The organism is Streptomyces aidingensis (assembly GCF_900112355.1).
GTDB lineage: Bacteria > Actinomycetota > Actinomycetes > Streptomycetales > Streptomycetaceae > Streptomyces > Streptomyces aidingensis.
Genome location: NZ_FOLM01000018.1, coordinates 39,443 through 56,326 on the forward strand (window position 1 = coordinate 39,443; position 16,884 = coordinate 56,326).

Annotated in this window: 10 protein-coding genes and 1 pseudogene; all 11 read right to left on the minus strand. The window is 74.5% G+C overall.

The window, feature by feature from the left end; translation table 11 throughout:
* Position 1 precedes the first annotated feature (1 nt).
* Complete coding sequence (locus BM242_RS24315; protein WP_093841073.1) at positions 2-1,195, minus strand: cytochrome P450; 1,194 nt, start codon at positions 1,193-1,195, stop codon at positions 2-4.
* A gap of 144 nt (positions 1,196-1,339) precedes the next feature.
* On the minus strand, positions 1,340-2,473 hold the full coding sequence (locus tag BM242_RS24320; protein WP_245834480.1) for a pyridoxal phosphate-dependent aminotransferase: 1,134 nt from the start codon (positions 2,471-2,473) through the stop codon (positions 1,340-1,342).
* Between the two features lie 103 nt (positions 2,474-2,576).
* Entirely contained in the window at positions 2,577-3,239 is a 663-nt protein-coding gene (locus BM242_RS24325) for an LOG family protein (RefSeq protein WP_093841075.1), read from the minus strand.
* 59 nt (positions 3,240-3,298) lie between these two features.
* Positions 3,299-4,474 (minus strand): class-II aminoacyl-tRNA synthetase family protein, encoded by a 1,176-nt coding sequence (locus tag BM242_RS24330; protein WP_093841076.1) that lies wholly within the window; start codon positions 4,472-4,474, stop codon positions 3,299-3,301.
* Positions 4,475-4,486: 12 nt separating this feature from the next.
* On the minus strand, positions 4,487-5,305 hold the full coding sequence (locus BM242_RS24335) for a thioesterase II family protein (RefSeq protein ID WP_093841077.1): 819 nt from the start codon (positions 5,303-5,305) through the stop codon (positions 4,487-4,489).
* 67 nt (positions 5,306-5,372) lie between these two features.
* The gene (locus BM242_RS24340; protein WP_093841078.1) at positions 5,373-6,707 is read right to left on the minus strand and encodes an MFS transporter; all 1,335 of its coding nucleotides are present in this window, start codon (positions 6,705-6,707) and stop codon (positions 5,373-5,375) included.
* 99 nt (positions 6,708-6,806) lie between these two features.
* Positions 6,807-7,022 carry an MbtH family protein gene (locus BM242_RS24345; RefSeq protein WP_093841079.1) on the minus strand — a complete coding sequence of 72 codons (216 nt, stop codon included), beginning with the start codon at positions 7,020-7,022 and terminating at the stop codon, positions 6,807-6,809.
* Positions 7,023-7,142: 120 nt separating this feature from the next.
* Positions 7,143-10,553 (minus strand): non-ribosomal peptide synthetase, encoded by a 3,411-nt coding sequence (locus tag BM242_RS24350; RefSeq protein ID WP_175541558.1) that lies wholly within the window; start codon positions 10,551-10,553, stop codon positions 7,143-7,145.
* Entirely contained in the window at positions 10,546-12,351 is a 1,806-nt protein-coding gene (locus BM242_RS24355) for a carbamoyltransferase family protein (RefSeq protein WP_093841081.1), read from the minus strand. Before BM242_RS24355 ends, BM242_RS24350 begins: the two co-directional genes overlap by 8 nt.
* 1 nt (position 12,352) lies before the next feature.
* A complete protein-coding gene (locus BM242_RS24360; RefSeq protein WP_175541559.1) occupies positions 12,353-14,248 on the minus strand; it encodes a thioesterase domain-containing protein in 1,896 nt (631 codons plus the stop codon).
* A gap of 89 nt (positions 14,249-14,337) precedes the next feature.
* A pseudogene (locus BM242_RS30580) lies at positions 14,338-16,872 on the minus strand (condensation domain-containing protein); the annotation flags it as partial.
* Between the last annotated feature and the right edge of the window lie 12 nt (positions 16,873-16,884).

Sequence of the window (16,884 nt, forward strand, 5' to 3'; positions counted from 1 at the left end):
GCTACCACTCCACGCTCAGACGGGCCAGGCCACGGGTGGACAGGCCCTCCTTCCAGACCGCCGGCTCGGGGCCGGCGGCGAGCCGCAGCGCGGGGAAGCGCCGCAGCAGGCGCTCCAGCACGACGCGCAACTGGAGCCGGGCCAGGGGCGCGCCCAGGCAGCGGTGCACACCGTGGCCGAAGGTCAGATGGGCGGCGTCCCGGCCGTGCGGGCACAGCCGCTCCGGCCCGTCGTAGACGGCGGCGTCCCGGTTGCCGTGCAGCAGGGAGACCACCACGGCCTCGCCGGCCTGGACGGTGACGCCGCCGAGCAGCACCGGTTCCAGCGCCACCCGCGGGAAGCTCAGCGGGGTGGCGGGGTCCAGGCGCAGCAGTTCCTCGGTCACCGGCTCCAGCAGGGCGGGACGGGCGCGGAGTTCCGCGAGCGCGCCGGGATCGGACAGCAGCGTGTAGACGGACAGCCCGATCTGGCCGACGGTGGTCTCGTAGCCGGCCATCAGCAGGGTGAGCAGCTCGGCCATGGACAGCGTGCCGCGGTCGTGGGCGGCGATCAGCCCGGTGAGCAGATCGGCCTCCTCCCCGGTGCCCGCCCGGGCCCCGTGCCGTTTGCGCTCGACCAGACCGCCCATGTAGTCGACGAGTTCCAGGCGGCGCCGGGACTTCTCCTGCGGAGTGCTGGCGGAGATGTCGAAGAGCACCTCCACCGAGTCGCGGAAGGCGGCGGTGTCCTCGGGCGGGATGCCCAGCAGCGAGCACAGCACGGCCAGCGGGAGCGGCGTGGCGAGTTCCGCGACGAGATCGGCGGGGGGACCGCAGGCGGCGAGCCGGTCCAGATGCTCGTCGGTCAGGCGTTCCACGGCCGGTTTCATGGCGGCGGCCCGGCCGGTGGTGAACGCGCCGCTGACGATGCGCCGCAGCCGGGCGTGTTCGGTGCCGTCCATGCTCATCATGGCGTCCGGCGCGGGCTGGGCGTCATTGAACCGGGGGGCGTGCGGCCGGGCCGCCTGCGCCCTGCTGAACCGCCGGTCGGTCAGCACCCGGCGGCCGAGCGCCCAGTCGCGCACCAGCCACATCTTGTCGCCCACCGGGGTGGTGATCGGCACCACCCCGCCGGTGCCGTCCCCGGCGACGCCGTCCCGGTGGGTCAGATATCCGGGGAGCGGCCCGAGGCGGTCCGCACCGTGCTCCGGTCCCATGCGTGTGCTCCTTCCGCTGCTTGCCCTGCTTGCGCCGGCCGTTCACTGCCGTCCGCGCTGCCGTCTGCGCTGCCGTCTGCGCTGCTCTCTGCCTGCCTGCCGTCGCCGCCGCCCGGGCCGGCGCCCGGGCCGGCGGTCCGGCCGTCAGCCGGCCGCCAGCCGGTGCTCCGCCTCGCGCAGCGTCTCCTCCGGCCGGTTGAAGGCGATGCGCACCCAGTTGCGTCCCTGCGCCAGGTCGGCGAAGAAGGGGGCGCCGGGGGCGAGCAGCACCCCCGACCGGTCCAGCAGCCGGCGGACGAAGGCGGTGCAGTCCTCGCGTCCGCCGGTCAGCGGGGAGATGTCGGCGAAGAGGAAGCAGCCGCCCTCCACGGGCGCGGACTTCATGCCCAGGCCGGAGAAGATGTGCTGCGCCAGATCGCGGCGCCGGCCCATCTCCCGGCGGATCTCCTCCGGGTCCGCCGACCCGGCGGCCCGGGCGGCAGCCGCCTGGAGCGGTGCGGCCGTGCCGTTGGTGGTCAGTTCGTGCACCCGCCGCAGGGCGGTGGTGCGCTCCGGGTCGCTGCGCAGAAAGCCCAGCCGCCAGCCGCTGACCGCGTGGCTCTTGGAGAGGGAGCCGATGACGATGCTCCGTCCGGCCAGTTCCGGCACCCGGGCCACGGAGAGATGCTCGTGGCCGTCGAAGACGAAGCCGCGGTACACCTCGTCGCAGATGGCCGTGGTGTTCCAGCGGGCGCACAGCCCGGCGATGTCGCGCAGTTCACCGGCGGTCAGGACCCGGCCGGTGGGGTTGGCCGGGGTGTTGAGCAGGACCGCCCGGGTCCTGGGGGTGAAGGCGGCGGCCAGTTCGGCCGGGTCGTGGCGCCAGTCGGGGGCGTGCAGCGGCACGAACCGGGGGCGGGCCCCGACCAGGGCGACGGCGGCGGCGAACTGCTCGTATCCGGGGCTGAACAGCACCACCTCGTCGCCCGGGTCCAGGGTGGACAGCAGCGCGACATACAGCGCCTCGGTGGCGCCGGCGGTGATGGTGATCTCCCGGTCGGGATCGGCGCCGTCGCCGGCCGTCTCGGCGATCCACTGCCGCAGTCCGGGGTCGCCGGCCGGGTGTTCGTACTGGTTGCGCCCGGCGCGCAGGGCCCGGGCGGCCTCCTCGACCAGGGCGTGCGGGGTGCGGGGGCAGCCGGGGGTGCCGACGGCCAGGTCGACGGCGCCGCGCGCCCGGGCCAGGGTGAACAGCCCGGTCAGGCTGTTGCCGGCGAGTGCCGCCGCCCGGGCGGACACCGGTGTTTCGCGGGCGGGGGCGGAAGTGGGGACAGAGGCGGGGGCGGGGGTGTGAACCATTTCCGGTCCTCCGGAGGGGTGGGGGGAGCGATGCGGCGCGGGATCAGCCGCCCAGCGTGCCGATGCGGGCCTGGGACAGGACGCCGGGCGCACCGCCCATCACCCCGTGCCGGACACCGCGCGGGCTCTCCGCGGCAGGGTCGGGCCGGGTGACGCCGATGGCGTCCAGGGCCGTGCCGCAGTCACGGGCCACCCGGATGACGGCCCGGTCGCGGGCGGAGAAGAACTCGTCGTCGAGCATGCGGTCGAGCATCCCGATGAGCGGGTCGAAGAATCCGCGGACGTTCACCAGGACCACGGGCTTGTCGTGGTATCCCAGCTGGTTCCAGGTGGCGACTTCCATGAGTTCGTCGAGAGTCCCGTATCCGCCGGGCAGCACCACAAAGGCGTCGGCGAGCCGGTACATCAGCGCCTTGCGTTCGTGCATTCCGCTGACCACGAAGATCTCGCCGCAGGCGTTGTCGAGCCGTTCCCTCTCGTGCAGGGCGTGCGGGATCACCCCGGTCACCGCGGCGCCGGCGGCCATGGCCGCGGCGGAGACGGCGCCCATGATGCCCACCCCGCCGGCTCCGTAGACCAGTCCGGCGCGGCGGGCGGCCAGTTCCCGGCCCAGGCCCCGGGCCGTGTCGAGGTATTCGCCCGCTCTGCCGGGGCGTGATCCGCAGAAGACGCCGACGCGTTTTCCCGGGGGTCGGACAGCAGTCATTCCTACTCCTTCGTCAAGGGCGGGCCCGGCGGGTGTGCTGAGGTGCCGGGGCGCGCCCTTCAGATCTCGGGCCAGTCGCGCGGATCGATGCCGTGGCGGCAGAGAAGGGCGTATGCCAGCCGTTCCAGCCCGATGCCGATGCAGCCGGAATGCGCGGGGGTTCCGTCCGGCAGGGTGATGCCGAACGCCTCCCCGAACTTGGTGCCGTGGATGTTGAACGACCCGACGGCGACGGTACGGTCGTCGACCACCGGCATCCGGAGTTCGTATTTCACCTTCAGGGCCCGCTGCACCATGACCCGCCGGGCGGTGGCGCCATTGCTGAAGAACGGGTCGCTGGCCACCTCCGTATGGCCCGCGAGCCGGAGCCGGTCGATCCATTCCTGGACCGCTTCCATGAGTCTGCGGCGCAGTCCGGCCACGGTTTCCCGGCTGCCGAGGAAAACGACTTCCCGCATGGTGAAGTCCCACAGCCGTTCCAGCGTGCGGTGGTAGTGGGACTCGAAGCGGAATATCTTGCCGCAGGCGGTGACCACGGCTCCCGACGGGGGCACCTCCCGCCCGGCGAACTGGTGAAAGGTGTGGTAGCACACCGTGGGCGGCAGACAGTATCCGGTGTGCTCGCTGCGGCTGTCGATGAACGCGGACTTGTCCGCCGCCTCCGCGAAACCGGCCGCGAATTCCCGGTAGGCGTCGACATCCGGGTGGAAACGGCTGGCCGACATGAGGAACTGCGGGAACGCCTCGAAATATCCCGCCCGGCGCAGCACTTCGGTGGGCAGCAGCGCGGGATAGGAGTGCCGGGCGGCGCCGAAGGCGTCCACCGCGATCCGCCGTATCCGCTCCTCCAGCCGGGACAGCAGATCGGTGAGCGCTCCCCCGGTGCCGTAGGTGCCCTCGCCCGCCCGGAACACCATCCCGGCCCGCTCCAGGTCGGCGAAGGCGATGCGGGACGGCCGCGGCACCGCCATGGACTGCCACTCGGCGGGGGCGGCGTCCGGAAGCGCCTGCCGCGGCAGCACTTCGCGCCGCACCACGGTGTTGAGCTTGCGGCCGAGCTCCGCCGGGTCGGTCTCGTCCTCGGTGAGGACCAGGATCTCCCGGACCTCGCCGGCCTGGCCCCGCACCAGGCTGAACCGGCGGATGTCGGCCGAGGCGTAGTGGACCAGCCTGGCGAATTCCTCCGCCACGCTCCCGGGCACCTGCGGGGACAGGGGTATCGAGTATTCCGGCATGGGTGACTCCTCTCAGGGGGCGCCGGGTGCGCCGGGTCGGCCGGGTCGGCCGGGTGCGCCGGGTGCGCCGAGGGCGCCGTGGACCGCCCGGAGCAGTTCCGCCTGCGCGGTGCGGAGGAAGAAGTGGCCGCCGGGCAGCACGTGCCGGGTGAACCGGCCGGCGGTCTCCTCGGCCCAGGGCGCCATCCGCTCGGGCGGCACCTCCGCGTCGTCGCGGCCGGCAAAGGCCACCACCGGGCAGTCCAGCGGCCTCTCCGGCCGGTAGCGGTAGGTCTCGCAGACCGCGAAGTCGGCCCTGATGACCGGCAGGAAGAGCCGGAGCAGTTCCGGCTCCGCGCGCAGTTCTTCGGGCAGGCCGCCCAGGGCGGCGATCCGGGCGGCGATCCGGGCGGCGGGCAGGTCGTGCACCCGGGGGCTGCCGCCGCGCAGCCGGGGGGCCGGTCCCGCGGAGACGAACAGCACCCGCGGCTCGCCGGCGCCCCGGCGGCGCAGTTCGCGGGCCAGTTCGAAGGCGATGAGCGCGCCCATGCTGTGGCCGAAGAGGGCCCAGGGCACGTCGAGTTCGTTCCGCAGCGCCGAGGCCAGCGCGTCGACCAGCGGTCCCAGACGGGTGTAGGCGGGGGTGCGCCAGCGGGTCTGGCGGCCGGGCAGTTCGATGGCGCAGACCTCGGTGTGCTCGCCGAGGGCGCCGCGCCAGGGCGCGTAGACCGAGGCGGCGCCGGCCACATAGGGCAGGCAGAACAGCCGCAGGGACGGCGGGTCCCGGCGCGGCGGGCCGACGATCCAGCCGTCGGCCCGCCCGGTCACCGAGCGGGGTGCGGTGGGGTTCATGCGGGTCTCCTGGTCCGGGCTCTGCCGGTGGGCGGGGGGTGGCACGGTGCGGCGGTGCGGCCGGGACTCAGGAAGCGCCGTCCCCGGCCCGGTTCTCGGGGCCGGTGCCGGTCCCGGTGCCCGCCCCCGTCCCGGTCCCGGGGCCGGCGGCCGGTACCGGCTTCCGCTCCGGGGCGTCCGCCGGGGCGGCGGCGGGGCCGTCCGTGTCGGCCACCGAGGTGGCCACCTCGGGCACCGGGGGCCGGGCGGCGAGGTTGGAGACGGCGCACACCACGGCCGTGCCGGCCATCACCAGGTACATGACGCGGTAGTCGATCACGCCGATCAGGGCCGCTCCGGCGGCGATGGACATCGCCTGCGCGGCCTCCGTGACGCTGCCGAAGGCCGCGTTGACCCGGCCCTGCATGCGCGAGGGCGTGTACAGATGCAGGGCGGTGCCCAGGGACACCACCACAAAGGGCAGGCCGAGTCCGAAGAAGACCACCCCGGCCAGGAACAGCGGCACCTCCCGGAACAGGCACAGCAGCAGGCCGACGGCCATCAGGGCGTATCCGGCGCTGCTCGCCCGCATCTCGCCGGACCGCTGCACGATCCGGCCGGCCAGGATGCCCCCGAGGACGGAGCCGCCTCCCTGGAGGGAGGTGATCACGCCGAGGAAGGCGGCCTGCTGGCCCAGTCCCTTGTCGTTCGCGGCGAACACGGCGGTCTCCAGCAGGCCGATGACCGCCATGAAGGTGATGGTCACCAGGGCGAGCCGGAGCAGCAGCGGCACCCGGCGGATGAAGCGGAATCCGGCGACCACCGAGGTGCGGAAGGGTTCCCCGGCGGGCTCCGGATCGGATTCGGTGATGTCGATGGAGGCCAGCAGGAGTACGGCCACCAGGAAGGTGCCGGCACCGAGCACGGCCAGGGCGTTGCCGCCGAACAGGGCGTAGATCCCGGCGCCCAGGGCCGGCGAGACGATGCGCACGCCTTCGCGCACCGTGATGATCAGCGAGCGGGCGGCGGCGGCGTCCGCCGAGGGCAGGACGTCCTTCAGCAGCGCCGGCCGGACCGGGGTCGCGGAGAACACCCCGTAGCCGAGCGTGACCAGGTAGATGATCCACACCTGGCCGGGGCCGCGTACCGCGAGCAGCATCAGGACAAGGACCGCCATGCACAGGTACATGCGCAGCAGCAGCAGCCGGCGGCGGACCCGGTCGACGACATGGCCGAGCAGCGGTGCGGCCAGCCCCGGCACCGTGATGACCAGGAAGACGAGGCCGGCGGCGGCGTCCGAACCCGTGAGGTCCTTGACCCAGATGGCGAGGGAAAGGTAGACGGCGGTCTCACCGAAGCTGGTCACCGCCTCGCTGAGAAACAGCCTGCGGAAGCGGCGGTTGGTGCGGAGCAGTCTCCACATGTGCTCTCTCCTTCTCGGCCGGCCGGCAGGTGCCGGGCGCGGCGGGCCGGCGGCGGCGCCGCGGCGGCCTGCCGCCGGCCGGATCCGCTCAGTCGGTGGTCAGCGCTCGCCCATGGCCAGGCGGAGACTCTTGGGCCGCATGTCCGTCCACACCTCTTCGATGTGGGCCAGGCACTCGTCGCGGGTGCCGCGCACCCCGGCGGTGTGCCAGCCGTCCGGGAGCGGCCGGCCCGCGGCCCAGATGGAGTACTGCTCCTCGTCGTTGACGACGACCTCGTACGGCTCGGCCGCGGTGGTGGTCGAGGACTCGCTCATGGTCGTTCCCTTTCGGTCGCAGGGTGCGTACTGATGTGACGCGGTGCTGTGCGGTGCTGTCTGCGGTGGTGCTGTCGTGCGGTGCGGTGCGGTACCGGGCCGGGCCGGGCGGGCCGGGGCTCAGCCGGAGGCCGCGGGGGGCCGGCCGGCCGGTCCGCCGTCCTCCTGCCGGACGGCCGCGATCAGCCCGCCCAGGGTGGGGTCGGCGAAGAAGTCGGCAAGGTCCACGGCGGTGCCGAACTTCTCGTCCACCCGGGCGAGCAGCTTCAGCGCCTTGATGGAGTGGCCGCCGCCGGCGACGAAGCTGTCGTCCGGGTGGGCCCGGTCCACGCCGAGGGCGTCGCACCACAGGGCGGTGACTCCCTCGGCGACGGGATCGGTGCCCGCGGCACCGCCGCCGGGGGCACCGGGGCGGGGGAGGTCGCGGGGCAGCCACGCCAGCAGCGCGGCCCGGTCCACCTTGCCGTTGGCGTTGAGCGGCAGCCGGTCGGTGACCACCACGGCCGGGACCATGTAGGGCGGCAGTGTGCCGCGCAGTTCCCCGGTGAGAGCGGCGGCGTCGGGCAGGCCGGCCCCGCCCGCGACGCAGGCCAGCAGTTCGGTGCCGTCGGGGGTGGCCCGGGCGAAGGCCACCGCGTCGGTGACGCCGGGCAGGGAGCGCAGCGCCAGTTCGATCTCGCCGAGTTCCACCCGGAAGCCGCGGACCTTGACCTGGTCGTCGGTCCGGCCGAGGAAGAGAAACGTTCCGTCGGGCCGCGGGCGCACCCGGTCCCCGGTGCGGTAGAGGCGTCCCCCGGCCCGGCCGCCGAAGGGGTCGGGCACGAACGAGGCGGCGGTGAGGGCCGGGTTGCCGTGATAGCCGTGGGCCAGGCCGTCCCCGCCGACATACAGCTCGCCCTCCTCGCCGGGCGCCACCGGCCGGCCGTCGGGCCCCAGCGCATGGGCGGTCGAGCCGGACAGGGCGCGTCCGATCGGCAGCGGGCCCGGTTCCAGGTCCGCCGCGGTGACCTGCTGCAGGGTGCTCACCGTGGTGTTCTCCGTCGGGCCGTAGACGTTCACCACCCGGGCCGGCGGACGGCCGGCCAGCAGCCGGGCCAGGCGCTCCTCGTCGGCCTTCTCACCGCCGAAGACCAGCAGCCGGACCCCGCCCAGGGCGTCCGGGGCGAAGTCGATGACGGTGTTGAGCAGCGCGGTGGGCAGGCCGAGGACGGTGATGCGGTGCTCCGCGAGGAAGGCCCGCAGCCGGGCCGGGGACAGCACGTCCTCCTTGTCGCCGACCACCAGCAGCGCGCCGGCGCCCAGCGCGCCCCAGACCTCCAGGGTCGCCGCGTCGAACGCCGGATTGCACACATGGGCGACCCGGTCGTCCGCGCGGATGGCCAGGCCCTCGGCGTCGGGGACCAGCCGGCTGATCCCGCGGTGCGGGATCACCACCGTCTTGGGGCGCCCGGTGGAGCCGGAGGTGGACATCAGATAGGCGATGTCCTCGCCGGTCACCGGCACCGGAACGGTCCCGGCGGCCCGCCCCGCGGGGTCCGCGGGCATATCCTCCAGGCGGAGCAGGGGCAGCTCCGGCGGCAGCCCGGGCGGGGCCTGCCCCGCCACCAGAGCCGCGTCCGCGACCCCCCGCACGGCGGTGCGGAGGCGGTCCGGCGGCTGGTCGGGGTCGAGCGGAAGATAGGCGCAGCCGGCGTAGTGGATGCCCAGGCAGGCGAGGACGGTCCCGGCGCCGCGCGGCATCGGCACGGCGACCACCGAGCCGCGGCCGAGTCCGGCCGCCCGCAGCCCGGCGGCCACGGCCAGGGCCCTGGCGTCGAGTTCGCGGTAGCTGAGCTCGGTGTCCCGGTGCCGCAGGGCCGGGGCGTCCGGCCGCTGCCGGGCGTGCAGCCGGACGAGTTCCGGCAGGGGCCGCCCGCCGGCGGCCACGGGGCCGGAGACGGGGGCGGGCACGGGGCCGGGCACGGGCACAGGGGCGGGGCCGGGGGCGCGCAGCGGCTCGTCCGGACGGGAGAAGGCCGCCTGGGCCGCCGCCATCATGACGGTGTGCGCCTCCGCGGCCCGCTCCGCGGAGAACAGCCCGCTGAGGTATTCGAACTCGGCGACGGTGCGGTCCGCCTGCCGGGTCACCGACCACAGCAGCTCGTACTTGGCGGTGCCGGTCGGCAGCAGTTCGCGCCGTGCCCGGAGCCCGTCCAGCCGCAGCACGCAGCCGGAGGCGTCGAGATAGGTCAGGCCGGTCTGCACCAGCGGGGCCCGGCCGGGCTCGCCCTGCGCGCCGAGTTCCGCGACGATGGCCTGGAAGGGCACGCCCTGGTGGGCCAGCGCCTCGGTGAGGCCCCGGCGCACCTGGCGGGCCAGGTCACGGGCGGTGACGCCCTCCGGGAGCCGCAGCCGCAGCGGCAGCGGGTCCACGAACATGCCGATCTCGTCCCGCTGTTCGCCGCTGCGGGAGGAGACCGCCACGCCGGCCACCAGATCCCGCTGGCCGGTCAGCGCCAGCAGGCCGGCGGCATAGGCGACGGTCCAGGTCATGTAGGGGCTCAGCCGTTCCCGGGCGGCCATCTCCGCCATCCGGTCCAGCAGCTGCGGGTCGCAGACCAGGGTGTGCACCGCGCCGGCGCCGTCCGGCACGGCGGGCCGCGGCAGGTCGTGCGGCAGGGCGATGCCCCGGGGACAGCCGGCCAGGGTCCGCCGCCACCAGGCACGGGACTCGTCCCGGTCGAGCAGCCGGGAGGCGGCGGCGGAGGGCCGCTCCCGGGGCGGCGCGGCCTGCTGCCCGCCGGGCCCCGGCGCCGCCGAGTACAGCCGCCCCAGGCCGTCCTCCAGCAGGGCCAGCGAGGCGCCGTCGCACACCAGGTGATGCACGGTGAGCAGCAGCAGGGTGCCCTGGTCGCCGCGGTCCACCGCCAGGGCGCGCAGCAGCGGCGGGCGGGACAGGTCGAAGGGCGCGCGGGCGTAGTCGTCGATCAGCTCCCGCAGCGCGGGCTCCGGCACGCCGCGGGCGTCCAGCCAGCGGCAGGGCACGCTCACCCGTTCCGCGGTGACGGCCCGGCCCGGCGCCTCGAATCCGCGGCGCAGGGCGCCGTGGCGGGCGGCGAGGGCGTCCAGCGCGGCCCGCAGCCGCAGCACGTCGATGCCGCCGGGGAAGCGGTAGAGCGCGGCGATGTGGTACTGGGGCGAGCCCGGACGCAGGCGTTCCGCGATCCACAGCCTTTCCTCGGCTGGGGTCAGCGGGCGCTGTTCGCCCGTGGCCGTGGCCGGGGGCCCGGTCAGCGCGGCGAGCAGCTCCCCGAACCGGGGGTACTGGTACAGGATGTCCAGGTCGAGTTCGGTGCCGGTGAGGGCGCGCAGGCTGAGGGCGGTCTCCACGGCCAGCCCGGAGTCGCCGCCCTCCAGGAAGAAGTCGTCCTGCGGGCCGACATGGTCCACGCCCAGGACGGCGCACCAGATCCCGGTGACCGCCTCCCGCAGGCCCTCCGCGGTGCCGTCCCGGTCCCCGGCCGGGCCGGCCGTTCCGGTCGGCTCAGCCATCGGTGCCTCCGGTTCCGGCCGGGCCCGCGGGCTCCCGGACCACCAGCCAGTCCCCGATGGCCAGGGCGTCCAGGGTGGAGCGGGCATAGGTGGCGACGGCGTCCAGCGGCGTCCGGACGATCGGCTGGCCCTTCAGATTGAAGGAGGTGTTGAGCACCATCGGGATGCCGAGGTCGTCGCCGAGCCGGCGGATCAGCGCGTGGAAACGGGGTGCGGAGTCCCGCTCGACGACCTGCACCCGGGCCGAGCCGTCCACATGGGTGATGGCCGGCAGCCGGTCGCGGTACTTCTCCCGCACCTGGGTGACGAACAGCATGTGCCGGTAGAGCCGCTCCCGGCCGGGCTCGATCTCGAAGTACTCGCCCGCTTCCTCCGCCGCCACCGCCGGGGCGAAGGGCCGGAACTCCTCACGCTGCTTGACCACCGCGTTCAGATGGGCGCGCATGCCGGGCGCGGCCGGGTCGGCCAGGATGCTGCGGTTGCCCAGGGCCCGCGGGCCGAACTCCATGCGCCCCTGGTACCAGGCGACCACCGCTCCGGAACCGATCAGGGCGGAGACCTCCTTCAGCAGCTGCCCGTCGGCAAGGCGGCGCACCCGGTGGCCGGGCCCCAGGGTTTCCAGGGCCCGCTCGGTCTCCGCCTCGCCGAACTCCTCGCCCCAGTACGGCATGGTCATGCTCATCGGCCGCGGGGCGGACGGCACATGTTCGCGCAGCACATGCAGTGCGGCGCCGAGCGCGGTTCCGTCGTCACCGGCGGCGGGCTGGACGAAGACGTCGTCGAACAGCCCGCTGCGGGCGATCAGCCCGTTGGCGGTGCAGTTCAGCGCCACCCCGCCGGCCATGCACAGATTGCGGGACGGCTCGGCGCCGGTCGCGGCGAAGCCCTCGGTGAGCACGAAGAGCAGGCTCCGCTCCAGCGCGCGCTGGAGCACCGCGGCGATATCCATGTGCCGCTGCTCGACCGGGGCGTCGGGGTGCCGGGCGGGCCCGAACAGCTCCTCCAGGCGGCGGATGGCGCCCCGGTGGGTCTCCCGCTCCTCCGGCGTCCGGTCGTGGGCCAGCAGCGGCACCGTCAGCCGGCCGCCGGGCCGGTGCGTCACCAGCGGGCCGGCGTCCGGGAAGGCGCCGGGGTCGCCGTAGGGGGCGAGCCCCATCACCTTGTACTCGTCCATGCCGGGCAGAAAGCCCAGATACTGGGTGACGACGCTGTACAGGATGCCCAGGGAGGCGGAGACCGGGTAGCCGCGCAGGGAGCGCAGCTGGCCGCCGTCTCCGCGGAACAGCGAGGTGGACTCCGACTCCCCCATGGCGTCGGCCACCAGGACGGTGGCGTCGGCGAAGCCGCTGAGGTGGTAGCTGCTGGCGGCGTGGGCCAGGTGGTGCGGGACGCGGACCAGCTTGCGCCGCCAGTCCTGGTCCGGGTAGTGCGCGCCCAGCACCTCCCGCTGGACCTCTTCGCTGTAGACCTCCCGGTACCAGCGGCGCAGGTAGTCGTCGAGCTCGAAGGTCGGGGAGGGCGTGTAGCGGAAGCCGTGGGCGACGAGGTCCACATCGTCCAGGGTGGCGCCGGCCATGCGCAGACAGGCGGCGACGGCGTCGGCGGGGAACGCCCCGGTGCCCTTGTCGCCGTCGTGCCGCTCCTGCGCGGAGGCCGCGACGACGCCGTTCTCGTCCACCAGGGCGGCGGCCGAGTCCAGGCCCTGCACCAGGCGCTGCTCCCGCCAGTCGAGTCCGGGCAGCATCTTCTTCTTGAGGGCACTCGCCCGGTCGAGTCCGCTGATTCCTAGGACCAGCACGTCATTCTCCTGTCTGTCCGGTGGGGCCGCGGAGGGCGTCGGCGACGGCCTTCACCCAGGGGCGGCGCAGAAGCTGGAAGTGGTCGCCGTCGGCGCGGGTGACCGTGAGGGTGCCGGTCAGCTCCCGCCAGGCGGCGATCACCGCGCGGTCGTCCACGGGGCCGTTGCCGTCCCCCCGGGCGAGAAGCAGTTCCGCCGGGCCGGCGAAGGCGGCCGGCCGGTGGGCCGTGAGGCCCGCGAGCATGTCGCGCCAGAAGCCCATCAGCGTGGCGGTGGTGGCGGCATCGAGTCCGGCCACCTCCTCCGGGTCGACGCCGAGGGTGGCGAAGAGGCGGTCGGCGTCGTCGGCGCCCAGCAGCGCTCCGGGCCCCTGCGCGGCGACCCGGTCGCGGAGGGCGTCCAGCGCGGCGAGGTCCGCCGCGGCGGCCTCGGCCGCCTCGGTGTCCTCGGTGTCCTCGGCGGCCTGGGCGTGCTGGGGGTGGGAGTCGATCAGCACCAGGCGGTGGGCGTGCACGCCCCGGCCCGCCAGTGCCCGGGCGAGTTCGTGGGCGAGCACTCCGCCGGCCGACCAGCCGGCGATCACCGGGGCCCGGTCGCCGAGGACCGGCGCCAGTTCCCCGGCGTAGCGGCCGGCCAGGGCGGCGAGGTCGGTGGCCGGCGGGCCCGCGGCGCCGCCGACGTCGCCCTGCACGCCGTAGACCTCGAAGGGGGCGGTCAGGCCGTCCAGCAGGTCCCGGTAGCAGAACAGGGTGCCGCCCAGGGGGTGGACCAGCACCAGGGGGCGTTCGCCCGGGGTGCCGCCCAGGGGGACGACGCTGCGGCCGTCCGGCGCCTCGCGGTGCGGCGGCAGCTCCGCCACCCGGGCCGCCTGGCCGGCGACCGTGGAGGCGGTGTAGAGGTGGGCGAGCGGAATCCTGGTGCCGAACTCCTTGCTCAGTTGCAGGGCGAGGCGGACGGCGAGCAGCGAGTGGCCGCCGAGGGCGAAGAAGTCGTCGTGCACGCCGATGCCGGTGATGCCCAGCACCTCCTGCCAGACGGCCGCGACACGCCGCTCGGTCCCGGTGCGCGGGGGCACGAGATCCCGGTGGGGCGACGGCCCGGCCGCCAGGCCGTCCGGCACGGTCAGTGCCCTGCGGTCGAGTTTGCCGCCGGGGGTCATCGGCAGTGCCTCGACCGGGACCAGCAGTGCGGGGACGGCCGCGGCCGGGAGCCGGCCGGCCAGATGGTCCCGGATGCTGTCGTGGTCCGGGGCGGCCTGCCCCTCGGCCATGACGAGATGGGCGACGAGTTGCAGCCGCCGGTCGGTGCCGAGGCGGTGGGCGCTGACCGCGGCGGCGGTCACCGCCGGGTGGCCGCGCAGCGCCGCCTCGACCTCCTCCGGCTCGATCCGCTGGCCCAGAATCTTCACCTGGTGGTCATTGCGCCCCAGGAACTCGATCTGCCCGTCCGCCGTATAACGCCCCAGATCGCCGGTGCGGTACAGCCGCTCCCCCGGCGCGCCGAACGGATCGGGCACAAACACCCCGGCCGTCACCCCGGGCCGGTTCAGATACCCCCGCCCCACACCAGGACCACCGATGACGATCTCCCCGGCCGTGCCCGGCGGCACCGGCTCCAGCCGCTCGTTCACCAGATGCACCCGGGCACTGCCGTAGGGCCGGCCGATCACGGGGGTGCTGCCGGCCGTCATCTCGGCGCGGGTGGCGTCGACCGATGCCTCGGTCGGGCCGTAGGTGTCGTAGGCGGTGACGCCGGGGTGGGCGGCCAGTGCCCGCCACAGGTCGGGCGGGCAGGGTTCGCCGCCCGCGGTGACGATCTGCGGCGGGTGGGGGGCGTCCAGCAGTCCGGCCTCGACGAGAAGCTGGATCTGCGAGGTGGTGGCGCCGATGTTGTCCACCGCCCGGTCCGGGTCCTGGGCGCGCTCCACCAGATGCCGGGGGTCACGGCCCTCGGTGCCGGAAAAAAAAAAAATCCCAGGAAGAAGTCGGAGATGAACGCGGAAGTGCCTGTGACCACCCGGGCGTGGGGCCGCAGGCCCGCCTCCCGCAGGCGGGGCAGCAGCCGGCTCTCGGCGTAGTGGGTCAGTCCGCCGTGGTCGGTCATCACGCCCTTGGGGCGGCCGGTGGAGCCGGAGGTGTACATCACATAGGCGAGATCCCGAGGCCCGACCCGCGGCAGCACCACCCCCCGCCCCTGCGCACCGAACCCCGGTTCCGGGGACAGGCAGCGCCGCGAACCGGGCAGAACCCCGGCATCCCTGGTCACCACCACGGCGGGTGCGGCGTCCTCCAGCATCAGCTCCAGCCGGGCCCCCGGCAGCTCCGGATCCAGGGGCACAAAGGCACCGCCGGCCTTCCAGACCGCCCACACCGCCGTCACCGCATCGGCCCCCGGCGGCAGATGCAGACCCACCACCGCACCACGCCCCGCACCCGCAGCCACCAGACGACGGGCCAGCACCTCACTGCCCGCATCCAGCTCCGCAAAACTCAGCCGCCCCGCACCCGACTCCACCGCCACCGCATCCGGCCACCGCGCCGCCGCCCGCCGGAACAGCTCATGCACCGGAAGACCGGACACCGGGTGCTCGGCGCTGTCCCGGGTCCAGGGGGCCATCCGCCGCTGTTCACGCTCACCGGCCCGCAGCAGCTCCGCCACGGCGGTACCGGGCGCCCGGTCGAGGGCGCGCAGCAGATCGGTATAGGACCGCAGCAACTCCCCGGCCGTCTCCTCGTCATAGACCCCGGTACTGAACTCCAGGTCGAGGCGGAGTCCGTCGGCGGTGCGCGTACTGCCGAAGGAAAGGTCGAAGTGGCTGCCCGCGCCCTCCAGCGGCAGATCACCGAGGGTCAGACCGTCCGGTGTGCCATCGGCGGGCCGCCCCCCGGAGGAGAACGAGAACATGGTGTGGAACAGCGGGTTGGCGCCTTCGGCGCGGTCCGGCGCCACGGCCCGGACCACCTGCTCGAAGGGCGCCTCCTGATGGGCGAACGCCTCCAGGACCGCGGTGCGCACCCGCTCCAGATGAGCGGGGAAATCGTCCTCGGGCCGCACGGTGAGCCGCAGCGCCAGAGTATTGACGAAGAACCCCAGCAACGGGGCCGTGTCCGGATGGGTCCGCCCGGAGACCGGAACCCCCACGGTGATGTCCCGCTGACCCGAATGACGGGCCAGCAGAAGGGCGTAGACGGCCAGATAAAGCATGAACTCGGTGGCCCCCGCCCGGGCACGCACCCCCTCCAGCCCCGCCAGCTCCGCCGCCGGGACAGTGCCGGAGCACGCTCCGGCGCCCGCCTCCGTGTCCGGCGCGGTGGCCGGCGCGGTGGCCGGCGCGGTGGCCGGCGTGCGCGGCTGCGGCCTGGTGGGGGTGGCGCCGTCCAGGGTCCGCCGCCAGTAGGCCAGGTCCTCCTCCGCCCGGTCCGCCACCTGCCGGCGGTGCCAGAGCGCGTAATCGGCGTACTGCACCTCCAGCTCCGGCAGCCCGGCACCCGCCGCATCACCACCGGCCCGGTACAGCGCCCACAACTCCCGCTCGAACACCCCCAGCGACCACTCGTCAACCGCCACATGATGCGCCACAAACACCACGACGAACCGCTCCGGCGCCGTACGCCACACACGCACCCGCAGCACCGGACCCGAACCCAGGTCAAACGGCTCCCGCACCACCCGGCCGATCAGCCCGGGCAGATCCCCCTCCGCCGCCTCCTCCACGGACAGAGCAGTACGCCACGGGACACCCACCCGCTGGACCACACCCCCGTCCTCGGCCGCCTCCAGCGTCGTCCGCAACACCTCATGCCGCTCCACCAGGGCATCCACAGCAGCACCGAACACCGCCACATCCAGATCGCCCGCGATCTCATAACCCCACGGAACGTGATAGTCCGCGCTGTCCGGATCGAGTTGCCACAGGAACCACTGGCGTTCCTGGGCATGCGAGGCCGGCAGGACGCCGGTCTCCCCGCGCCCGGCCCGGGGGATGGCCTGGCCGGCCGGACCCTCTGCGGTACGGCTGTCGATCAGCCCGGCCTGTTCGGCGACGGTCGGATGGGCGAACACCTCGTGCAGGGGCAGGTCGGCTTCGAGTTCGGCACCGATCCGCAGGGCGAGGCGGACGGCGAGCAGCGAATGCCCGCCGAGGGCGAAGAAGTCGTCGTGCACCCCGATGCCGGTGATGCCCAGCACCTCCTGCCAGACGGCCGCGACACGCCGCTCGGTTTCGGTGCGCGGGCCCACCGCCTCCCGGCGGTGCGGAAGCTGCTGCCCGATGTCGTCGGGCACGGTCAGGGCCTTGCGGTCCAGCTTGCCGCCAACCGTCCTGGGCAGGGCGGCGACCGGGACCAGCAGCGTGGGGATGGCCGCGCGGGGCAGCCGGCCGGCCAGATGGGTACGGATCTCCTCGGCATCCGGGACGGCGCCGTCACCGGTCACCAGGTGGGCGACGAGTTGCAGCCGCCGGTCGGTGCCGAGGCGGTGGGCGCTGACCGCGGCGGCGGTCACCGCCGGGTGGCCGCGCAGCGCCGCCTCGAC

Coding starts and splice junctions, on each gene's coding strand:
- BM242_RS24315 (WP_093841073.1), bottom strand. CDS start 1,195: ATGGGACCGGAGCACGGTGCGGACCGCCTCGGGCCGCTCCCCGGATAT.
- BM242_RS24325 (WP_093841075.1), bottom strand. CDS start 3,239: ATGACTGCTGTCCGACCCCCGGGAAAACGCGTCGGCGTCTTCTGCGGA.
- BM242_RS24330 (WP_093841076.1), bottom strand. CDS start 4,474: ATGCCGGAATACTCGATACCCCTGTCCCCGCAGGTGCCCGGGAGCGTG.
- BM242_RS24335 (WP_093841077.1), bottom strand. CDS start 5,305: ATGAACCCCACCGCACCCCGCTCGGTGACCGGGCGGGCCGACGGCTGG.
- BM242_RS24340 (WP_093841078.1), bottom strand. CDS start 6,707: ATGTGGAGACTGCTCCGCACCAACCGCCGCTTCCGCAGGCTGTTTCTC.
- BM242_RS24345 (WP_093841079.1), bottom strand. CDS start 7,022: ATGAGCGAGTCCTCGACCACCACCGCGGCCGAGCCGTACGAGGTCGTC.
- BM242_RS24350 (WP_175541558.1), bottom strand. CDS start 10,553: ATGGCTGAGCCGACCGGAACGGCCGGCCCGGCCGGGGACCGGGACGGC.